At 74.0% G+C, this 16,928-nt stretch carries 19 protein-coding genes; 9 read left to right on the top strand and 10 right to left on the bottom strand.

All coding sequences use genetic code 11. The annotated features are described in order from the left end of the window. Positions 1-23: 23 nt before the first annotated feature. Together JOE61_RS06065 and JOE61_RS06060 are read left to right on the top strand one after the other, a co-directional pair. On the top strand, positions 24-551 hold the full coding sequence (locus JOE61_RS06065) for a DinB family protein (RefSeq protein ID WP_193668972.1): 528 nt from the start codon (positions 24-26) through the stop codon (positions 549-551). A gap of 156 nt (positions 552-707) precedes the next feature. Next, positions 708-1,379, top strand: coding sequence for an alpha/beta fold hydrolase (locus JOE61_RS06060; RefSeq protein ID WP_204797162.1), 672 nt, complete (start codon positions 708-710; stop codon positions 1,377-1,379). Here JOE61_RS06060 and JOE61_RS06055 read toward each other — a convergent pair. Together JOE61_RS06055 and JOE61_RS06050 are read right to left on the bottom strand one after the other, a co-directional pair. After that, complete coding sequence (locus JOE61_RS06055; RefSeq protein ID WP_193668973.1) at positions 1,376-2,710, bottom strand: ABC1 kinase family protein; 1,335 nt, start codon at positions 2,708-2,710, stop codon at positions 1,376-1,378. The two genes, JOE61_RS06060 and JOE61_RS06055, sit on opposite strands and share 4 nt — an antisense overlap. Positions 2,711-2,748: 38 nt before the next feature. Beyond that, a complete protein-coding gene (locus JOE61_RS06050) occupies positions 2,749-3,039 on the bottom strand; it encodes a hypothetical protein (protein WP_193668974.1) in 291 nt (96 codons plus the stop codon). A gap of 56 nt (positions 3,040-3,095) precedes the next feature. On the opposite strand from JOE61_RS06050, the gene JOE61_RS06045 reads away from it, so the two are divergent. After that, positions 3,096-3,839, top strand: coding sequence for an SDR family oxidoreductase (locus JOE61_RS06045; RefSeq protein ID WP_193668975.1), 744 nt, complete (start codon positions 3,096-3,098; stop codon positions 3,837-3,839). Positions 3,840-3,863: 24 nt separating this feature from the next. Here JOE61_RS06045 and JOE61_RS06040 read toward each other — a convergent pair whose 3' ends face one another. Both JOE61_RS06040 and msrA read right to left on the bottom strand, forming a co-directional pair. Then, entirely contained in the window at positions 3,864-4,238 is a 375-nt protein-coding gene (locus tag JOE61_RS06040; protein ID WP_307822836.1) for an alpha/beta hydrolase, read from the bottom strand. Between the two features lie 117 nt (positions 4,239-4,355). Next, positions 4,356-5,045 carry a peptide-methionine (S)-S-oxide reductase MsrA gene (msrA, locus tag JOE61_RS06035; protein WP_307822835.1) on the bottom strand — a complete coding sequence of 230 codons (690 nt, stop codon included), beginning with the start codon at positions 5,043-5,045 and terminating at the stop codon, positions 4,356-4,358. A gap of 41 nt (positions 5,046-5,086) precedes the next feature. Between msrA and JOE61_RS06030 the strand changes: the two genes are divergently transcribed. Genes JOE61_RS06030 through ilvA form a run of 3 tightly spaced genes read left to right on the top strand, consistent with a single transcriptional unit; the run spans position 5,087 to position 8,901 of the window. Next, positions 5,087-6,250 carry a cystathionine gamma-synthase gene (locus JOE61_RS06030; RefSeq protein ID WP_193668977.1) on the top strand — a complete coding sequence of 388 codons (1,164 nt, stop codon included), beginning with the start codon at positions 5,087-5,089 and terminating at the stop codon, positions 6,248-6,250. A 51-nt stretch (positions 6,251-6,301) separates the two neighbouring features. After that, entirely contained in the window at positions 6,302-7,690 is a 1,389-nt protein-coding gene (locus tag JOE61_RS06025; RefSeq protein WP_307822834.1) for an AI-2E family transporter, read from the top strand. Further along, complete coding sequence (gene ilvA, locus JOE61_RS06020; RefSeq protein WP_193668978.1) at positions 7,687-8,901, top strand: threonine ammonia-lyase; 1,215 nt, start codon at positions 7,687-7,689, stop codon at positions 8,899-8,901. The genes JOE61_RS06025 and ilvA overlap by 4 nt, the downstream gene beginning before the upstream one ends. A gap of 374 nt (positions 8,902-9,275) precedes the next feature. Here the strand turns inward: ilvA and greA are convergent, their stop codons facing one another. Together greA and JOE61_RS06010 are read right to left on the bottom strand one after the other, a co-directional pair. Then, positions 9,276-9,785, bottom strand: coding sequence for a transcription elongation factor GreA (gene greA / locus JOE61_RS06015; protein WP_193668979.1), 510 nt, complete (start codon positions 9,783-9,785; stop codon positions 9,276-9,278). Positions 9,786-10,041: 256 nt separating this feature from the next. After that, a complete protein-coding gene (locus JOE61_RS06010; protein WP_193668980.1) occupies positions 10,042-10,443 on the bottom strand; it encodes a DUF4307 domain-containing protein in 402 nt (133 codons plus the stop codon). A 30-nt stretch (positions 10,444-10,473) separates the two neighbouring features. Here JOE61_RS06010 and mca point away from each other — a divergent pair, with 30 nt between their 5' ends. Together mca and JOE61_RS06000 are read left to right on the top strand one after the other, a co-directional pair. After that, positions 10,474-11,415 carry a mycothiol conjugate amidase Mca gene (gene mca, locus JOE61_RS06005; protein WP_193668981.1) on the top strand — a complete coding sequence of 314 codons (942 nt, stop codon included), beginning with the start codon at positions 10,474-10,476 and terminating at the stop codon, positions 11,413-11,415. Between the two features lie 2 nt (positions 11,416-11,417). Next, positions 11,418-11,723 (top strand): hypothetical protein, encoded by a 306-nt coding sequence (locus tag JOE61_RS06000; RefSeq protein ID WP_193668982.1) that lies wholly within the window; start codon positions 11,418-11,420, stop codon positions 11,721-11,723. Between the two features lie 24 nt (positions 11,724-11,747). Here the strand turns inward: JOE61_RS06000 and trxA are convergent, their stop codons facing one another. The 3 genes from trxA to JOE61_RS05985 are packed head-to-tail and all read right to left on the bottom strand — an operon-like array spanning position 11,748 to position 13,672. Continuing rightward, positions 11,748-12,119, bottom strand: a complete 372-nt coding sequence (gene trxA, locus JOE61_RS05995; protein ID WP_193668983.1) for a thioredoxin — start codon at positions 12,117-12,119, stop codon at positions 11,748-11,750. A 33-nt stretch (positions 12,120-12,152) separates the two neighbouring features. Then, positions 12,153-12,590, bottom strand: coding sequence for an SRPBCC family protein (locus tag JOE61_RS05990; RefSeq protein ID WP_193668984.1), 438 nt, complete (start codon positions 12,588-12,590; stop codon positions 12,153-12,155). Continuing rightward, a complete protein-coding gene (locus tag JOE61_RS05985; RefSeq protein ID WP_193668985.1) occupies positions 12,587-13,672 on the bottom strand; it encodes a serine/threonine-protein kinase in 1,086 nt (361 codons plus the stop codon). The genes JOE61_RS05990 and JOE61_RS05985 overlap by 4 nt, the downstream gene beginning before the upstream one ends. A gap of 74 nt (positions 13,673-13,746) precedes the next feature. Between JOE61_RS05985 and JOE61_RS05980 the strand changes: the two genes are divergently transcribed. Next, entirely contained in the window at positions 13,747-14,448 is a 702-nt protein-coding gene (locus JOE61_RS05980) for a haloacid dehalogenase type II (protein WP_193668986.1), read from the top strand. 91 nt (positions 14,449-14,539) lie between these two features. On the opposite strand, the gene JOE61_RS05975 is transcribed toward JOE61_RS05980, so the two are convergent. Beyond that, a complete protein-coding gene (locus JOE61_RS05975) occupies positions 14,540-16,702 on the bottom strand; it encodes a hypothetical protein (RefSeq protein ID WP_193668987.1) in 2,163 nt (720 codons plus the stop codon). Between the last annotated feature and the right edge of the window lie 226 nt (positions 16,703-16,928).

Genomic DNA, 16,928 nt, shown 5'->3' with positions numbered 1-16,928 from the left:
GGTCGGCCACTAGCGTGGGCGCGGTGACCCCGACCCCGCTGCCCGAGATCCCGTTCGTCGCCGACGAGGTGAGCGCGGTGCGCTCCTTCCTGGCCTACTTCCGGGCGACCCTGCGCCGCCAGGTCGAGGGCCTCACCGCCGAGCAGCTCGACCAGGCGCTGGCGCCGAGCCCCATGACGCTCGGCGGGATGCTCTCGCACCTCGCCTTCGTCGAGGACTACTGGTGCGGCCACGTGCTGCACGGCGACCAGCCGGCCGAGCCGTGGCGCAGCATCGACTGGGCGGCCGACCCCGACCAGGACTGGCACCGCGCCGCCGGGCGGACGGCCGACGAGCTGCTGGCCCTGCACGAGGCCGCGGTGCGCGCCGCCGACGAGGGGATCGACCGGGCCCTGGCCGCCGGTGGCCTCGACACCCTCGCCGTCGTCGAGCGCCACGGCGAGGCGGCCAGCCTGCGCTGGATCCTCCTGCACCTGGTCGAGGAGTACGCCCGCCACGCGGGTCACGCCGACCTGATCCGCGAGTCGGTCGATGGCGCCACCGGCCTCTGAGCCGGCCTGCAGGAGTCCCCGGCCGGCCGGGGACTCCTGCGCTTGTCAGGGGTTGCAACACCCATCAAGCGCAGGAGCTCCCTGACAAGTCCGCGGCTGCCGGTGCCCAGGCCCGTGCCGGGCGACCCGGCGCGGCCCACGACCTACGGTGGGCAGATGCCATCTGCGATCCTGCGTCCCCGCCGCCCCCTCATGACCGCGGTGCTCGCCATGCTCCTGACGGCGCTCCTCGCGTGCGGCACGGACGAGCCCGCCCCGTCCACCGGCGCCACCGGTGGGGAGTCCAGCGGCGAGCGGATCTCGCTGGTCGACGACGGCGACGCGCTGCGCTGGGGCGACGGCTCGTACGGCGTCGTGCTCGCGCACGGCGCGGCGTTCGACGCCGCGAGCTGGCAGGACCAGGCCGAGGCGATGGCCGACCAGGGCAACAGCGTCGTCGCGGTCGAGGACCTGACGCCCGAGGCGATGACGGCGGCGGTGGACCGGTTGAGGGACGAGGGCGCCGAGAGCGTCGCCCTGGTCGGGGGCAGCGCCGGCGCCGACGCCGCCCTGCGCCTGCTCGCCCAGGACCCCGACCTGGTCGACCAGGTCGTGACGCTGTCGGCCAACAGCACCGTCGAGGGCCTCGGCGACCAGCCCAAGCTCTTCATCGCCAGCGAGGACGAGAGCGTCGCCGACGTCGCCACCGAGCTGGCCGAGAGCGCGCCCGGCGACAACGACGTGCTGCTGCTGCCGGGCTCCGCCCACGCGCAGCACGTCTTCGACGGCGACCAGGCCGAGCCCGCCCTGGAGGCCCTGCTGGGCGCTGTCGCCCCGCAGCGGCCCTAGACCGGCTCGGCGAAGCCCGGCAGCAGCTCGCGCAGGATCTCGCCGAAGGCCACGTCGGCCTCGAGCTGGGAGAGGATGCCGACCGCTCCGAGCCAGGTGCGGTGGATGAGCAGGTACGACGGCGGCAGGTTGATCTTCATCGCCACCGTGAACGACGGGTTCCGGGGGTCGTTGATGCGCTGGAACTGCTCCTGCATCCAGGCCCGCGTGAACTGGAAGCGCTCGGTGCGCGCCGGCTCCACGAACGGGGCGAGGTAGTCGAGCAGCTCGCGCGAGCCGATGCTGACACCGGGCTTGACGAAGCCCTCCTCGCGCAGCCCCTCGAGCAGCGTCGCGTCGTCCTCGATGCTGGCGATCCGGATCAGCGTGCCCATGGCGGTCGGCAGCCCGTCGGGCAGCCGCGCGACGGCGCCGTAGTCGAGCACGCCCATCCGCAGCGGCCCGCCGTCGATGCCGGGCACGACCCGGAAGTTGCCGGGGTGCGGGTCGGCGTGCAGCATCCCGGTCAGGCCGGGGGCGCCGAGCAGGAACCGGGTGAACAGGTCGCCGAAGCGGTCGCGCTCCTCCTGGGTGCCCTCCGCGATGACCTTGGCCAGCGACGAGGTCGAGTCGAGCCACTCGGTGACCAGCGTCGCCGGGCCGTGGGCCACCACGTCGGGCACCACGATGTCGGGGTCACCGGCGTACGCCGCGGCGAAGGCACGCTGGGCGGAGGCCTCGAGGTCGTAGTCGAGCTCCTCCTCCATCCGCGCCTGCATCTCGGCGACGAGCGGCTTCACGTCGAGGCCGGGCACCAGGGGCCCGATGCTGCGCGCGACGCGGGCCAGCTGGCGCAGGTCGGAGCGCAGCGCCTCGCCGGCGCGGGGGTACTGCACCTTGACCGCGACCTCGCGGCCGTCGTGCCAGCGGCCCTTGTGCACCTGCCCGATCGAGGCGGCCGCTGTCGGCCCGCCGTCGAGCCAGACCAGCTGGTCCTGCCAGTCGGCGCCCAGGTCGCGCGCGAGCGTGTCGCGCACGGTCTGGGTCGGCATCGGGGGAGCGGAGTCCTGCAGCCTGGTCAGCTGCTCGCGGTAGGGCGCCGCCAGCTCGTCGGGCAGCGCCGACTCGAGCACCGACAGCGCCTGGCCGAACTTCATCGCCCCGCCCTTGAGCTCGCCCAGGGTGCGGAAGAGCTGCTCGGCGGTGCGCATCTGGATCTCGCTCACCACCGCCTCGGCCGGGCGACCACCCAGGCGCTTGCCGAACCCGATCGCGTTGCGCCCGGCGTAGCCCAGCGGCAGTGCCGCCAGACGTGCGGTCCGCCCGAACGCCTTGCGCGGCATGTCGCTCATGGGCCCATTGTCACCCGGCCCGACAAACGAGCCCGTGCTCAGCCGACCAGGCGCTTGCGCAGCCCGCGTCGCTGTTCGCTGGCGCGCTGCTGCTCGCCGGCGTAGGCGCTGACCAGGACGACCGCACCGGTGAGGGCCGGCACGACCCACTGCAGCGTGGACAGCCGGCGCTGGGCCTGCGCGACGTGCGGGGGTGTCTGGTCGAGCGGTGTGGTGCCGGACTCCGCCGGCACGTCGCGGTGCTCCGAGACGGTGCGCCCGAGCGAGCGCGAGTACGCCGTCGCGCCCAGCGCCGCGGCGGTGAGCGCGGTCTTGGTGCCGAAGGCCACGGCTAGTCTGCTGCTCGTCCTGGCGGGCCGCCGCCACCACGCCGGGAGGGCAGATCATGAGGGTCGTCGTCGCTGGGGGAACGGGCGTCGTCGGGCGGTACGTCGTCGCGGAGCTGTCGGCGCTCGGGCACACGCCGGTGGTCCTGGCGCGGGGTCGGGGGGTCGACCTCGTGACGGGGACGGGGCTGGACGAGGCGATGGCAGGAGCCGAGGCCGTCATCGACGTCAGCAACGTCGTCACGACGCGACGCAGCAGCGCTGTCGGCTTCTTCGAGGCCGCGACGGGGCGCCTGGTCGACTCGAGCCGCAGGGGTGGCGTCCGGCACCTGGTCGTGCTGTCGATCGTCGGCGTCGATCGCGTCGGCCTCGGCTACTACGAGGCCAAGCTGCGCCAGGAACGGATCGCGCTGTCGGGAGCCGTGCCCGCGACCATCCTGCGGGCGACCCAGTTCCACGAGTTCGCGGGTCAGCTGCTGGCGAGGGTCCCCGGACCGGTCGCCGTGCTGCCCCGCCAGCGGATCCGGCCTGTCGCGGCGGTCGAGGTGGCCGCAGAGCTCGTGAGGTCCGCCGTGGGAGAGCCTCAGGGGCTGGGGCCAGAGATCGCCGGCCCGGAGGAGCACCAGCTCGTCGAGCTCGCCCGTCGCGTCGTGCGCGCCTCGGGTCGACGTCGACCGGTGCTCGGTGTCCGACTGCCGGGAGCCGCTGGCCGGGCCATGGCCTCGGGTGGGCTGCTTCCCGGCGACACCGCCCGCCTCGGGACGGTGACCTTCGAGTCGTGGCTGGCCGACCCGCCGTCGTGAGCGGCGGTCGCGCCTCGGCCCCGGTCAGCCGCCGCGGACGATCTGCGTGCCGCCGGCCCGGTCGAACGTCGCGCGCCCCTGCTGGTCGTCGCAGCCGTAGGGGTCCTCGCGGGAGTTGATGACGTACAGGTCGCGCACGTGGGCCCGGATCACCGACCAGTCGTAGGCGTCCTGGAGGACGGGTTCGTCCTCGGAGCCGGGCTGGGTGCAGTAGCCGGCGACCAGGATCGCCTGGTCCACCCTCGCCTCGATGTGCTCCAAGACGGCGAGCAGCAGTGCTGCACCACCTGAGTGTCCGACCAGTACGGTGTCCTCGTCGAACGTGTGGTCGGCCAGCACCAGCGGCAAGAACGCCTCGAGGCCGCGCTCGCAGCAGCGGCGACGAATCCGGTCCTGCACCAGGGAGAGGCCTGGAGGTCCGAGCCGTCCACAGCGGTGGTCCGGTCGAACCCTCACGGGCCTGACCGAAGCCTACGAGCCGGCCGCCACCAGGGCATGGGACGGATCGGGCGCGGCTCAGGCCGTCTCGGGGAAGGGCACCCCGGTGTTGCTGTGGCAGCGGTAGCCGTAGGGGTTCTTGGCCAGGTACTGCTGGTGCACGTCCTCGGCGTAGTAGTACGTCGGCGCCTCACGGACCTCGGTGGTGATCTCGTCGAGGCCGCGGCGGGCGAGCTCGTCGCCGTACACGCGGGTCAGCTCGAGGGCGGTGCGCTCCTGCTCGGGCGTGGTCCAGTAGATCGCGGAGCGGTATTGGGTGCCGACGTCGTTGCCCTGACGCATGCCCTGGGTCGGGTCGTGCACCTCGAAGAACGCCTTGACCAGGTCGGCGTAGGAGACGACGGCGGGGTCGAAGACCACCCGCACGGCCTCGGTGTGGTTGGTGCGCCCCGAGCAGACCTCCTCGTAGGAGGGGTGCGGGGTGTCGCCGCCGGCGTACCCGACGGAGGTCGACCAGACCCCGGGCATCTTCCAGTACAGCTCCTCGGCGCCCCAGAAGCAGCCGAGCCCGAAGACCGCGACCTCGTGGCCGGCGGGCGCCTGGTCGGTCACGACGGGGGAGTCGAGGACGACGTGCCGGTCGGAGAGGTGCCAGGGGCTCTCGCTGCGCCCGGGCAGGGTCTGCTCGGGGGCGATCAGGTCGCTCTGCTTGCGGGTGAAGAACATGCGGTGGTCCTCCTCGGGGTGGGTGTCCGAGGGGTACAACACCGGGGGAGGTCAGATGGTTCCCGCGTGAGTACCCTCGACGGGTGAGCGAGCAGCAGCACCTGGCCAAGGCGGGCTTCGAGACCCGCGCCATCCACGCCGGCTACGAGCCGGACCCCACGACGGGGGCGGTGATCCCGCCGATCTACGCGACGTCGACCTACAAGCAGGACGGCGTCGGCGGCCTGCGGGGCGGCTACGAGTACTCCCGCTCGGCCAACCCCACCCGCACCGCGCTCGAGGGCAACATCGCGGCGCTCGAGCAGGGCGAGCGCGGCTTCGCCTTCGCCTCCGGCCTGGCCGCCGAGGACACCCTGGTGCGTGCGCTGTGCACCCCCGGCGACCACGTGGTCATCCCCGACGACGCGTACGGCGGCACCTACCGCCTCTTCGACAAGGTCGAGAAGGCCTGGGGCCTCGAGCACAGCCCGGCGGCCGTCTCCGACGTCGACGCCGTGCGCGCGGCGATCCGCCCCGGGCAGACGAAGATCGTGTGGGTCGAGACGCCCACCAACCCGCTGCTGACCATCGGCGACATCGAGGCGCTGGCCGCCGTCGCCCACGAGGCCGGGGCGCTGCTGGTCGTCGACAACACCTTCGCCTCGCCCTACCTGCAGCAGCCGCTGACCCTGGGCGCCGACGTGGTGCTGCACTCGACCACGAAGTACTGCGGCGGGCACTCCGACGTGGTCGGCGGCGCGCTGGTCGTGCGGGACCTCCAGATCGCCGACAAGGTCGCCTTCCACCAGAACGCCATCGGCGCGGTGGCCGGGCCCTTCGACGCCTGGCTGACCCTGCGCGGCCTCAAGACCCTGGGCGTGCGGATGGACCGGCACTGCGACAACGCCGAGAAGGTCGTCGACTTCCTGCTCGACCACCCCAAGGTCGAGCAGGTCGTCTACCCCGGCCTCGCCTCGCACCCCGGCCACGAGATCGCTGCTCGCCAGATGAAGCGCTTCGGCGGCATGGTCTCCTTCCGCGTCAGCGGCGGCGAGCAGGCCGCGCTCGCGGTCTGCGAGGGCACCGAGGTCTTCACCCTGGGCGAGTCGTTGGGCGGCGTCGAGTCGCTCATCGAGCACCCGGGGCGGATGACCCACGCCAGCGTCGCCGGCACCGACCTCGAGGTGCCCGCCGACCTGGTGCGGCTCTCGGTCGGCATCGAGACCGCCGAGGACCTGGTCGCCGACCTCGACCGCGCGCTCGGATGAGCCGCGTGCGGCGCCGCCGACGCGCCGTCCGCGTCGCATAGGTTGAGCGGTGTGGACGAGCAGGAGGTGACCGGCACCGATCCCGCCGGCGACGTCGCGATGGCCCGGCCCGACCCGGCGGCCCCGGCCCCCGGCGGGCGACTGCGGCGGCGCGCCCTGCGCACCCGCTCGGTCGAGGAGGAGGAGGGCCTGGCGCACCGGCTCTTCCAGCAGTGGAGCCAGCTGCGCGACGAGCGGGAGCGCCGGCTGACCCCGCCCGAGCTGGTCAGCGGGGCCGACGCCTACCCGCGCACCCACGTGCCGCCGGGCGTCGAGCTCGCGGCGGCCTGGGCATGGCGCTTCCTGGTCATCGTGGCGGCCGGCGCGGTGATCGCCTGGACCGTCGGCTACCTCTCGGTGATCGTGCTGCCGATCGTGGTCGCGCTGCTGGTCACGGCGCTGGCCGTGCCCGCGGTCGACCTGCTGACCCGGCTGCGGGTGCCGCGCGGGCTCGCCGCGCTGCTGGTCGTGGTGGGCGGGCTGGCCACGGTCAGCGCGCTGCTCACCTTCGTGGGCCAGCAGGTGGCCAACGGCGCCACCGACCTGGCAGAGCAGACCGTCGCCGGCCTGGGCCAGATCCGCGGCTGGCTCGAGGACGGGCCGCTCAACGCCAGCGACTCCCAGGTCGACCGGTGGATCAACGACGCACAGCGCCTGATCACCGACCAGACCAGCGACGGCCAGGTGGTCACCCGGCTCACCGAGGTGGGCACCACGCTGACCCACGTCTTCGCCGGCTTCTTCATCGTCCTCTTCTCCACCTACTTCTTCATGGCCGACGGCCAGCGGATCTGGTCGTGGCTGGTGCGCCTCGCGCCGCGGGTGGCCCGCCCCCGGGTCGACTCCTCGGGTCGCGTCGCCTGGATCTCGCTGACCCAGTTCGTGCGGGCCACCGTCGTGGTCGCCCTCGTCGACGCCGTCGGCATCGCCGGCTGGGCCTGGTTCCTCGGGGTGCCCTTCGTGGCCGCCATCGGCGTGCTGGTCTTCCTGGGCGCCTTCGTGCCGATGATCGGTGCCACCATCGCGGGCACGGTCGCGATCCTCGTGGCGCTGGTCGACCAGGGGCCGGTGGCCGCGCTGCTGATGCTGGTCGGGGTGATCGTGGTCCAGCAGGTCGAGGGCCACGTGCTGCAGCCCTTCCTGATGGGCCGCTGGGTCTCGGTGCACCCGCTGGCGGTGATCGTCGCGATCGCCACCGGCGTGCTGGTCGCCGGCATCGCCGGGGCCCTGGTCGCGGTGCCGCTGGCCGCGGCGCTCAACGCCGTGGTGCAGCACCTCGCCGCCAACACCGCCCCGGGCGACGACCCCGAGGAGGAGCTCGCCGAGGACTACGGCGAGAGCGCCGCCTCGGTCGACGTGCAGGAGCACGCCGACGCCCCGGTCGCGGGGGAGCCGTCGTGAGCGAGGTGCCCACCGTCGGGCTCGCCGACATCGAGGCCGCGCGCGAGGTCCTCGCCGGCGTCGCGGTGCGTACGCCGATGGAGGAGTCGCGCTGGCTCTCGGAGCTGGTCGGCGGCGAGGTGCGCCTGAAGGCCGAGAACCTGCAGCGCACCGGCTCGTTCAAGGCCCGCGGTGCCTACGTGCGCATCTCGCGGCTCAGCGAGGAGGAGCGGGCCCGTGGCGTCGTCGCGGCCTCGGCCGGCAACCACGCCCAGGGCGTGGCCCTGGCCGCGCAGCTGCTCGGCATCTCCGCCACCGTCTTCATGCCTGAGGGCGCGCCGATCCCCAAGGAGCGCGCCACCCGCGGCTACGGCGCCGACGTGGTCTTCTCCGGGCAGTACCTCGAGGACGCGCTGGTCGCGGCCCACGAGTTCGCCGAGCGCACCGGCGCGGTGCTGATTCATCCCTTCGACCACCCCGACGTGGTGGCCGGGCAGGGCACGGTGGGCCTGGAGATCATCGAGCAGCTGCCCGAGGTCGCCACCGTGGTCGTGCCCACCGGCGGGGGCGGGCTGCTCGCCGGGGTCGCCCTGGCCGTCAAGGCGCTGCGCCCCGACGTACGCGTCGTGGGCGTGCAGGCCAAGGACGCCGCGGCCTACCCGGGCTCGCTGGAGGCCGGCCGGCCGACGCCGTTGACGGTGATGCGCACGATGGCCGACGGCATCGCCGTGGGCCGGCCCGGCGACCTGACCTTCGCCGCGGTGGTCGAGCACGTCGACGACGTCGTCACCGTCAGCGAGGACTCGCTGGCGCGGGCGGTGCTGTCGCTGGCCGAGCGGGCCAAGCTGGTCTGCGAGCCGGCCGGCGCGGCGGCGGTCGCGGCCCTGCTCGACCACCCCGACGCGTTCGAGGCGCCGGTGGTGGCGGTGCTCTCGGGCGGCAACATCGACCCGCTGCTGCTGGGCAAGGTGATCCGGCACGGCATGGCCGCCGCCGGTCGCTACCTCAACCTCGACGTCACCATCCCCGACGCCCCCGGCGGCCTGGCCCGGCTGCTCACCGAGGTCAGCGCCGCGGGCGCCAACGTCCTCGAGGTCGCCCACGAGCGGATCTCACCGGCCCTGTCGATGGACGAGGTCGAGGTGCACCTGCAGCTCGAGACGCGGGGCTCGGCGCACTCCGACACCGTGCTCGCGCGGCTGCGCGAGCACGGCTACCGCGTCCTGGAGTGAGCTGGCCCTCGTCGGTCGAGCGGTGGTCGAGAACCGGTGAGATGCCTGCTCGCCGTACGCCGTGGGGTCACGGGGTCTCGGCGACGCTCGAGCCTTCGGCCCTCGCTGCTCGACCAACGGCGGCCGCGGTGCTCGAGTGGTCACGGACGACATCGTCCGGGACCCCGGCTCTGTCGTCTGTGACCACTGGGTGCTCGACCCTTGTTGGTCGAGCGGTGGTCGAGAACCGGTGAGATGCCTGCTCGCCGTACGCCGTGGGGTCACGGGGTCTCGACGACGCTCGAGCCTTCGGCCCTCGTCGCTCGACCAACGGCGGCAGGCATGCGTCGAGCCGGCCCGTTCGAACGAGCCGGCTCGCGTGCGTGGGGCGTGCCTCAGACGGTGTAGGGCACCGCGTCGAGGATGACGACCTCGAGCATCTTGCCGTTGGGGGCCTCGTAGGAGACCGTGTCGCCGCGGCTGGCGCCGTTGATGGCCTGGCCCAGCGGGGACTGCGGGGAGTAGACCTTGAGGTCCTCGACGGAGTCCTCGATCTCGCGGGCCCCGAGCAGGAAGGTCTCGGCCTCGTCGTCGTCGTCACCGACGAACTTGTAGGTGATCTTCATGCCCGGCTCGACGACACCGTCGTCGGGAGGGGTCTCGCCGATCTCGGCGCGGCGCAGCATGTCCTCGAGCTGGCGGATGCGGCCCTCGATGCGGCCCTGCTCCTCACGGGCGGCGTGGTAGCCGCCGTTCTCCTTGAGGTCGCCCTCGTCGCGGGCGTTGCTGATGCGCTCGATGACGTCCGCACGCACCGGGCCCTTGAGGTCCTCGAGCTCGGCGTTGAGCTTGTCGAAGGCGTCCTTGGTCAGCCAGATCTTGCCCGGCTCGGTCGACTGCGTCATGGGTGGCTCCTACGGGGGGTGCGTCAGGGTGTGGTCGTCCGCACCCGTTGTCGTTGGGTGTGTCTCGTGCGGATCTGACGTGGTCGGAGCACCAGAGAGGCGCTCGACTCGGTCGCGGGCCTTCGTCCTGGCGGGCCCGGCGGGAGCGTCAGAACGACCACCTTAACAATCCCGGGCCCAAAGCGCAGGCCGAGACGTCCGCCCCTAGGGATGAGAGCGGCCCCGGGAGGGGGTGGCGGCGGGCCGGACGGGCCCGTCAGCGGGGGCGGAGCTGGCCGTCGGCGGTGCAGCCGACGTTCTCCACGGCGGTCGCGAGCCGCTCGGTGCGCACGCTGATCTCGGTGCGCCCGTCACCGGTCGGGGTGAAGACCCGCTCGCCGACGACGACCTTGTCGGTGGCGTAGGCGCGCACCAGGCACTGCACGTCGGTGGCGTCGCTCTCGACGCGCACGTCGACCACCGCGGTGGTCGTGTGGACGTCGACGACCTCGAAGCCGACGATGTCGGAGCGCACCGGCGGGTTGGCGTGCACCAGCGTGGTCCAGGCCAGCCAGCCCAGCGAGGCCGCGGCCACCACCGCGACCAGCGCGAGCAGCGAGCGGCGCCGCCACGGCGACGGGGCGCCGTACCGCTCGGTGAGGAGGTCCTGCGAGGTCACCCGTCCATGGTGACACCTACGATGGAACCCATGTCGCAGCACCCCCAGCCGAGCAGCGCCCCGCCGGCCAGCCACCACGACGGCAGCCGCCCCTACGAGGGCCTGCGCCTGATGCACGTGCACGCCCACCCCGACGACGAGTCGAGCAAGGGGGCGGCGTCGACCGCGCGCTACGTCGACCAGGGCGCCCAGGTGCACGTGGTGACCTGCACGGGCGGGGAGCGGGGGTCGATCCTCAACCCCAAGATGGAACGCCCCGACATCCTGGCCAACATCACCGAGGTGCGCCGCCAGGAGATGGAGCGCGCGCGCGACATCCTCGGCATCACCCAGCACTGGCTGGGCTTCGTCGACTCCGGCTGGCCCGACGGCGACCCCAAGCCGCCGCTGCCCGAGGGCTGCTTCGCGCTGGCCCCGATGGAGGAGTCGGTCGAGGCGCTGGTGCGCATCATCCGCCAGGTCCGCCCCCACGTGCTGACGACGTACGACGAGCGCGGGGGCTACCCGCACCCCGACCACGTGCGCTGCCACGAGGTCAGCGTCGCGGCGTTCGAGGCCGCCGGCGACGCCGAGCGCTTCCCCGACGCGGGCGAGCCCTGGCAGCCGCTGAAGCTCTACTACCACCACTCGTTCAACCGCCCCCGCATGGAGGCGCTGCACGCCGCGATGCAGGCCCACGGCCTGGAGTCGCCGTGGGAGGAGCGGCTGAAGACCTGGAAGCCGGAGCCCGAGTGGGACGCCCGGATCACGACCAAGGTCGAGTGCGGCGCCTACTTCGGGGTGCGCGACCAGGCGCTGCTGGCGCACGCCACCCAGATCGACCCCGACGGCCACTGGTTCGCGATCCCGCGCGAGCTGCAGGTCGAGGTGTGGCCGACCGAGGACTACGAGCTCGTGGTGAGCCACATCGCCTCGACGACGCCCGAGGACGACCTCTTCGCGGGCATCGCGGCCCCGGGTGGCACGCTGTGAGCATGCTGCTGCCCGAGCTCGTCGTCCACCTCGCCCCGGTCCTCGACCTGGTCCGGCTGACCGACGAGGTCCCCGAGCCCGAGGACGTCAAGGCCGGGTGGGGCGCACTGGCGATCTTCGCCGGCATGGCGCTGGCCGTGGCGCTGCTGGGCTGGAGCCTCTTCCGCCAGCTGCGCAAGGTCGAGCACGGCCGCGCGACCGGGGTCTACGGCGACGTCCCCGCCGAGCCGCACGAGGGCGGGCACGACGGGGACGACAGGGACAACGGGGACGACGGGTACGACAGGAACGACGCCGGGCGCCCCTGAGCGGGGTGCTCGGCGCCGGGCTGCTCAGCCCTCGGGCGTCTGCTGCGCCTCTACCTGCTGGCGGACCTCGTCCATGTCGAGCTCGCGCACGGCCTGGATGACCTGGTCGAGCGCCGGGGCCGGCAGGGCGCCGGGCTGGGCGAAGACCAGGATGCCCTCGCGGAAGGCCATCAGGGTCGGGATCGACTGGATGCCCGCCGCGGCGGCCAGCTGCTGCTGGGCCTCGGTGTCGATGGAGCCGAAGGTGATGTCGGAGTTGGCCTCGGAGGCCGCCTCGTAGGTCGGCGCGAACTGCTTGCAGGGCCCGCACCAGTCGGCCCAGAAGTCGACCAGGAGGATGTCGTCCTCCTTCACGTGGGTCTCGAAGTTGGCCTCGGTCAGCTCGATGGTTGCCATGTCTCCACCGTACGACGCGCTCGTGAGGTCACCTCACCCCGCGCAGGCGCGCGCGAAGCGGCCCAGCAGGTCGGGCCAGTCGGTGCACCGCTGACGCAGGACCAGGTTGGTGGAGTCCCAGCCGCCGTGGCGCAGCTCGACGAGGCACACGCCCCCTTCGTCGGTGAAGGTCACGTCGAGCCAGGTGGGCCGCGTGCCCTCGGGGCCCCACCAGTGGGGCAGGTAGGTCTGGGCGTAGTGGGCGCCCGGCTCCCAGGCGGTGACCCGGCCCAGCGGCCGGGGCGTCCCGTCGAGGCGCAGCACGACCTCGCCCCCGACGCCGGGCGTTGCCTCGATCCCGCCGAAGGCCTCCGGGTCGGGGGTGGAGGCGGGGTCCCACCAGGAGCCCAGGTCGGTGAAGACCTCGAAGGCGCGGCGGGCGTCGCAGGCCACGTCGACGGCGTGGTGCAGTGGGTCGTCGGGGGCGCTCATCGGCCCCGGCCCTGCTGGTCCTGCCCCTGGCCCTGCTGGGCAGGGGGCTGCTCGCCGGAGGCGTCGTCGCCACCGGAGGCCAGCCCCGCGACGAGCACCAGCAGGAGGACGGCGGCGACCGCGCCGGCCACACCGCGCTGGTGGGCCGGGGTCTCGCGCAGCCGCGCCCACAGCCGGCCCGGGGCGTGCGCGACCGCGGCGCCGGCCCGGTCGGGCAAGGTCTCGCCCGGCACCCGTGCGGTGACCCGCACGGGGGCGGTCAGCACCGCGGTCGGGTCGGCAGCCCGGGGCGCACGCAGGTCCTCCAGCGACGCGGCGACCTCGTGGGCGGCGGGGCGCTGCGCCGGGTCGGCGGCGGTCATCGCGAGCAGCAGCCGCCGCCAGCGGTCGTCGAGGGTGCTGGGCACGTCGGGGTCGCGGTGCAGCCGGGCCATCGCGGACTCGGTGGGGCTGCCGGGGAAGGCGCGCTCACCGGTCAGCGACTCCAGCAGCACCAGGCCCAGGGAGTAGACGTCGACGGCGGTGCTGACGTCCTCGCCGCGGACCTGCTCGGGGGAGAGGTAGGCGGCGGTGCCCACCGCGGTGCCGGTGCGGGTGTGGCGCACGGTGTCGCCGATCAGCCGGGCGATGCCGAAGTCGGCCAGCTTGACCCGGCGGTCGTCGCCGAGCAGCACGTTGGCGGGCTTGAGGTCGCGGTGCACCACGCCCCGGTCGTGGGTGTGGGCCAGCGTGGAGGCCAGCTCGGCGCCCACCCGGGCGGTCTCCACCGCGCCCAGCGGGCCCTCGGCCAGCGCGGCCGACAGCGCGCGGCCCTCGACCAGCTCCATCACCAGGAACGGGTGCTCCTCGTCGATACCGGCGTCGAGGACGGTGACCAGGCCGCGGTGCGACAGGTTGGCCAGGGTGCGGGCCTCGGCGGTGAAGCGGGCCCGGTCGGCCGGGTCGCCGGCCACGTCGCGCAGCACCTTGACCGCCACCTGGCGGTCCAGCAGCCGGTCGGTGGCCCGGTGCACGTCGGCCATCCCGCCCGAGCCCAGCAGCGGGCCGAGCTCGTACCTGTCGTTGAGGAGGGGGGAGACCACGAGCGCAGTCTGGCACCACCCGGCCGCCCCGTCGGGGTGGTGGGCCCCGGCCAGGGCGTCGTTAGGCTCGCCGGATGGACGATCAGACCGGTGCCCCCCGCGTGGTGGTCCTCGACGTCAACGAGACGCTCTCGGACCTCTCGCCCCTCGACGAGGCCTTCACCGAGGTGGGGCTGGCCGCCCACGAGCGGCAGGCGTGGTTCGCCGGCGTGCTCCGCGACGGCTTCGGCCTGGGGCTCGCCGGGGCGCCCGCCCCCTTCGCCGACGTGGCGGCCGGGCTGCTGCGGGCGCGGCTGCTCGAGCAGGGCACCGGCGCCGACGAGGTCGAGGGCGCCGTCGAGCACGTGATGGGCCGGTTCGCCACCCTCACCGTGCACCGCGACGTGGGCCCGGGCATCCGGGCGCTGCGCGCCGCCGGGCTGCGGGTCGTGACGCTGAGCAACGGCTCGGCCGGCGTCGCCGAGGGGCTGCTCGACCGCGCCGGGCTGCGCGACCACGTCGACCTGGTGCTCTCGGTCGAGGACGCGCCGGCGTGGAAGCCCGCGGCGGCGGCGTACGCGCACGCGCTGGAGGAGTGCGGCGTCGAGGCGCACGAGGCGATGCTGGTGGCGGTGCACCCGTGGGACATCGACGGCGCGGCCCGCGCCGGGCTGCGCACCGGGTGGGTCGACCGCAGCGGGCGCGACGCCTATCCCACGCACCTGCGCGCACCCGAGCTGCGTGCCCCGTCGCTGGCCGAGCTCGCCGGCGACCTGCTCACCGCCGAGCTGAAGTAGCCCCGAACGTGGCACCGGCCCGCCCGGGGCGAGGAGCCCCGGCCGGGCCGGTGGGTGTGCGTGAGCGCCGGTGGCGCTCAGCGCGGGTGGGTCACGGGGTCGGCGGCACCGGGGTGCCGTCGATCGTGAAGACGCCGCCGTCGTTGTGGTTGTCGGGGTTGGTCGGCGCGGTGTTGCCGGAGATGACCACGTCGGTGACGGTCAGGATGCCGGTGCTGCTGTTCCACAGCCCGCCGCCCTCGTTGTCGGCGTTGTTGCCGGTGACCCGGCCGCCGTCGTAGGTCACCACGCCCGCGGCGGTGATGTGCAGGCCGCCGCCGTTGCCGGGCGAGGCGCCGGTGTCGTTGCCGGTCATCACGACGTCGCGCAGGGCGACGGTCGTGGCGTCGGTGGTCTCGATCGCACCGCCGGCGCGCACCGAGGTGTTGGCGTCGAAGGTGGTGCCGGTGACCTCGAGGACACCCTTGTTGAGGAGGCCGCCGCCCGAGCCGGCGGTGCCGGTCGCGGAGTTGTCGTCGACGGTGGAGTCGCGCACGGTCAGGGTGCCGCCGTCGTTGTAGAGGCCGCCACCACCCTGGTCGGCGTCGTTGCCGCCGGCGGTGTTGCCGACGATGTCGGAGCCGGTGACCGTGAAGGTGCCCGACGCGCTGTTCCACAGCCCGCCGCCCTCGGCCGAGGCGGTGTTGCCGCTGACCTCGGTGCCGGTGACGTCGACGCTGCCGGCGCCGGTCAGGTGCACCGCACCGCCGTTGCCGGGCGCCGCGCCCGCGGTGTTGTCGTTGAGCGAGGAGCGCAGCACCCGCGTGGTGCCGACGTTGGCCTCGATCGCGCCGCCGGCGCGCTGGGCGTCGTTGCCCGTGACGTCGCTCTGCACGACGCTCAGGGTGCCCTGGTTGTTGAAGACGCCGCCGCCGGAACCGGCCGCGCCGGGCGCGGAGTTGCCGGTGACGGTGCTGCCGCGCACGGTCAGGTCGCCCATCTCGTTGTAGAGGCCGCCACCGCCCTGGTCGGCGGCCGCGCCCGCGGCGACGTTGTCGGTGACCTCGGAGCCGCGCACGGTGAAGACGCCACCGGCGCTGTTCCACAGCCCGCCGCCCTCGGCGAGCGCGAGGTTGCCGCGCACCGTCGAGCCGACGACGTCGACCGTGCCGGTGCCGGTCAGGTGCAGGCCGCCACCGTTGCCGGGAGCCGCGCCCGCGGTGTTGTCCTCGAGCGAGGAGCGGCGCACGGTCGTGTCGCCGCCGACGGCCTCGATGCCGCCGCCGGCGCGCGGGGCCTCGTTGTCGGCCACCGTGGACTCGACGACCTCGAGGGTGCCGAGGTTGTTGAGGATGCCGCCGCCCGAGCCGGCCGCGCCGGAGGCGATGTTGTCGTTCACGTCCGAGCCGGTGACCTGCAGGAAGCCGCCGTCGTTGTAGATGCCGCCGCCGCCCTGGTCGGCGTCGGCGCCACCGGCGGTGTTGCCCTCGACGCGGGTGCGCTCGACGATGAAGGTGCCGTCGGCCGAGTTCCACAGCCCGCCGCCCTCGGCGCCCGCGGAGTTGCCGCCGATCCAGCTGCTGGTGATCTCGACGGCGCCGGCGCCGGTCAGGTGCAGGCCGCCGCCGTTGCCGGGCTCGTCGCCCGTGGAGTTCTTGACCAGGCGGGTGCCGATGAGCTGGGTCAGCCCCTCGTTCGCCTCGATCGCACCGCCCGCGCGGGTCGCGGTGTTGCGGGCCAGGCGCGAGTCGGAGATGAGGACCTTGCCGCCGTCGTTGAAGACCGCGCCGCCCGAGGCGCCGGTGCCGGTGACCTGGTTGGCCAGCATCGAGGTGTTGCGCACGACCAGCTCGCCGTTGACCAGGATCGCCCCGCCGCTCTCGCCGGCCGCGGGCGCCCCGCGGCGCAGCCGCGCGTTCTTGACCACCAGGCGGGCGCCGTCGGCCACGGTGAAGACGCGGTCGACGCCGGCGGCGTCGATCGTGTGGCCGCGGGCGTTGAGCACCAGGTCGTCGGTGACCTCGATGGCCTCGCCGAGGCGGCCGTTGAACCGGACATCGTCGCGCAGCTTGACGCGGTCGAGCCCGCCCTTGCGGTTGGCCTTCGCCACGGCCGCACGCAGCCCGGCCTCGGTGTTCGCCTTCGAGCTGCGCTGCTCGGACGGCCGCTCGGCCGCCTGCGAGACGCTGGGGGCGGCCGCGACCGCTGCCAGCGCGAGCGCCCCGGCTGCGGCGCCGCTGAGCAGCCGCGCGCCTCGGGTCCTGGGTGTCGTCATGTCGTGCCCTTCTCCTGGGGTGCGACCTGGCGGCCGCGCGAGCGCGCCCCGGCGGGGCGCGGTGGTCTGTCAGGGGTGGGTACGCCGCCCGAGCGCCCCGCGTTCATCCCTCCCCGCAATTGCCGACCCGGCCCGGACTTCGCGTCGACCCGGCCCGAACCTCGCGCTCGGGCCATCCCCGGCGGGCCCGGTTCCGAATGAACGGTGAGCAGGTCGGCGCCGTACT

Origin of the sequence: Nocardioides salarius (assembly GCF_016907435.1) — a bacterium.
GTDB classification, from domain to species: domain Bacteria; phylum Actinomycetota; class Actinomycetes; order Propionibacteriales; family Nocardioidaceae; genus Nocardioides; species Nocardioides salarius.
This window is presented reverse-complemented; position numbering and strand designations above follow the sequence as displayed.

Bases quoted from the DNA above. Each gene is read 5' to 3' on its own strand.
- JOE61_RS05975 (WP_193668987.1), bottom strand. From the start codon at position 16,702: ATGACGACACCCAGGACCCGAGGCGCGCGGCTGCTCAGCGGCGCCGCA.
- mca (WP_193668981.1), top strand. From the start codon at position 10,474: ATGTCGCAGCACCCCCAGCCGAGCAGCGCCCCGCCGGCCAGCCACCAC.
- greA (WP_193668979.1), bottom strand. From the start codon at position 9,785: ATGACGCAGTCGACCGAGCCGGGCAAGATCTGGCTGACCAAGGACGCC.
- trxA (WP_193668983.1), bottom strand. From the start codon at position 12,119: ATGGCAACCATCGAGCTGACCGAGGCCAACTTCGAGACCCACGTGAAG.
- JOE61_RS05990 (WP_193668984.1), bottom strand. From the start codon at position 12,590: ATGAGCGCCCCCGACGACCCACTGCACCACGCCGTCGACGTGGCCTGC.
- JOE61_RS06045 (WP_193668975.1), top strand. From the start codon at position 3,096: ATGAGGGTCGTCGTCGCTGGGGGAACGGGCGTCGTCGGGCGGTACGTC.
- JOE61_RS06000 (WP_193668982.1), top strand. From the start codon at position 11,418: ATGCTGCTGCCCGAGCTCGTCGTCCACCTCGCCCCGGTCCTCGACCTG.
- JOE61_RS06055 (WP_193668973.1), bottom strand. From the start codon at position 2,710: ATGAGCGACATGCCGCGCAAGGCGTTCGGGCGGACCGCACGTCTGGCG.
- JOE61_RS05980 (WP_193668986.1), top strand. From the start codon at position 13,747: ATGGACGATCAGACCGGTGCCCCCCGCGTGGTGGTCCTCGACGTCAAC.
- JOE61_RS06060 (WP_204797162.1), top strand. From the start codon at position 708: ATGCCATCTGCGATCCTGCGTCCCCGCCGCCCCCTCATGACCGCGGTG.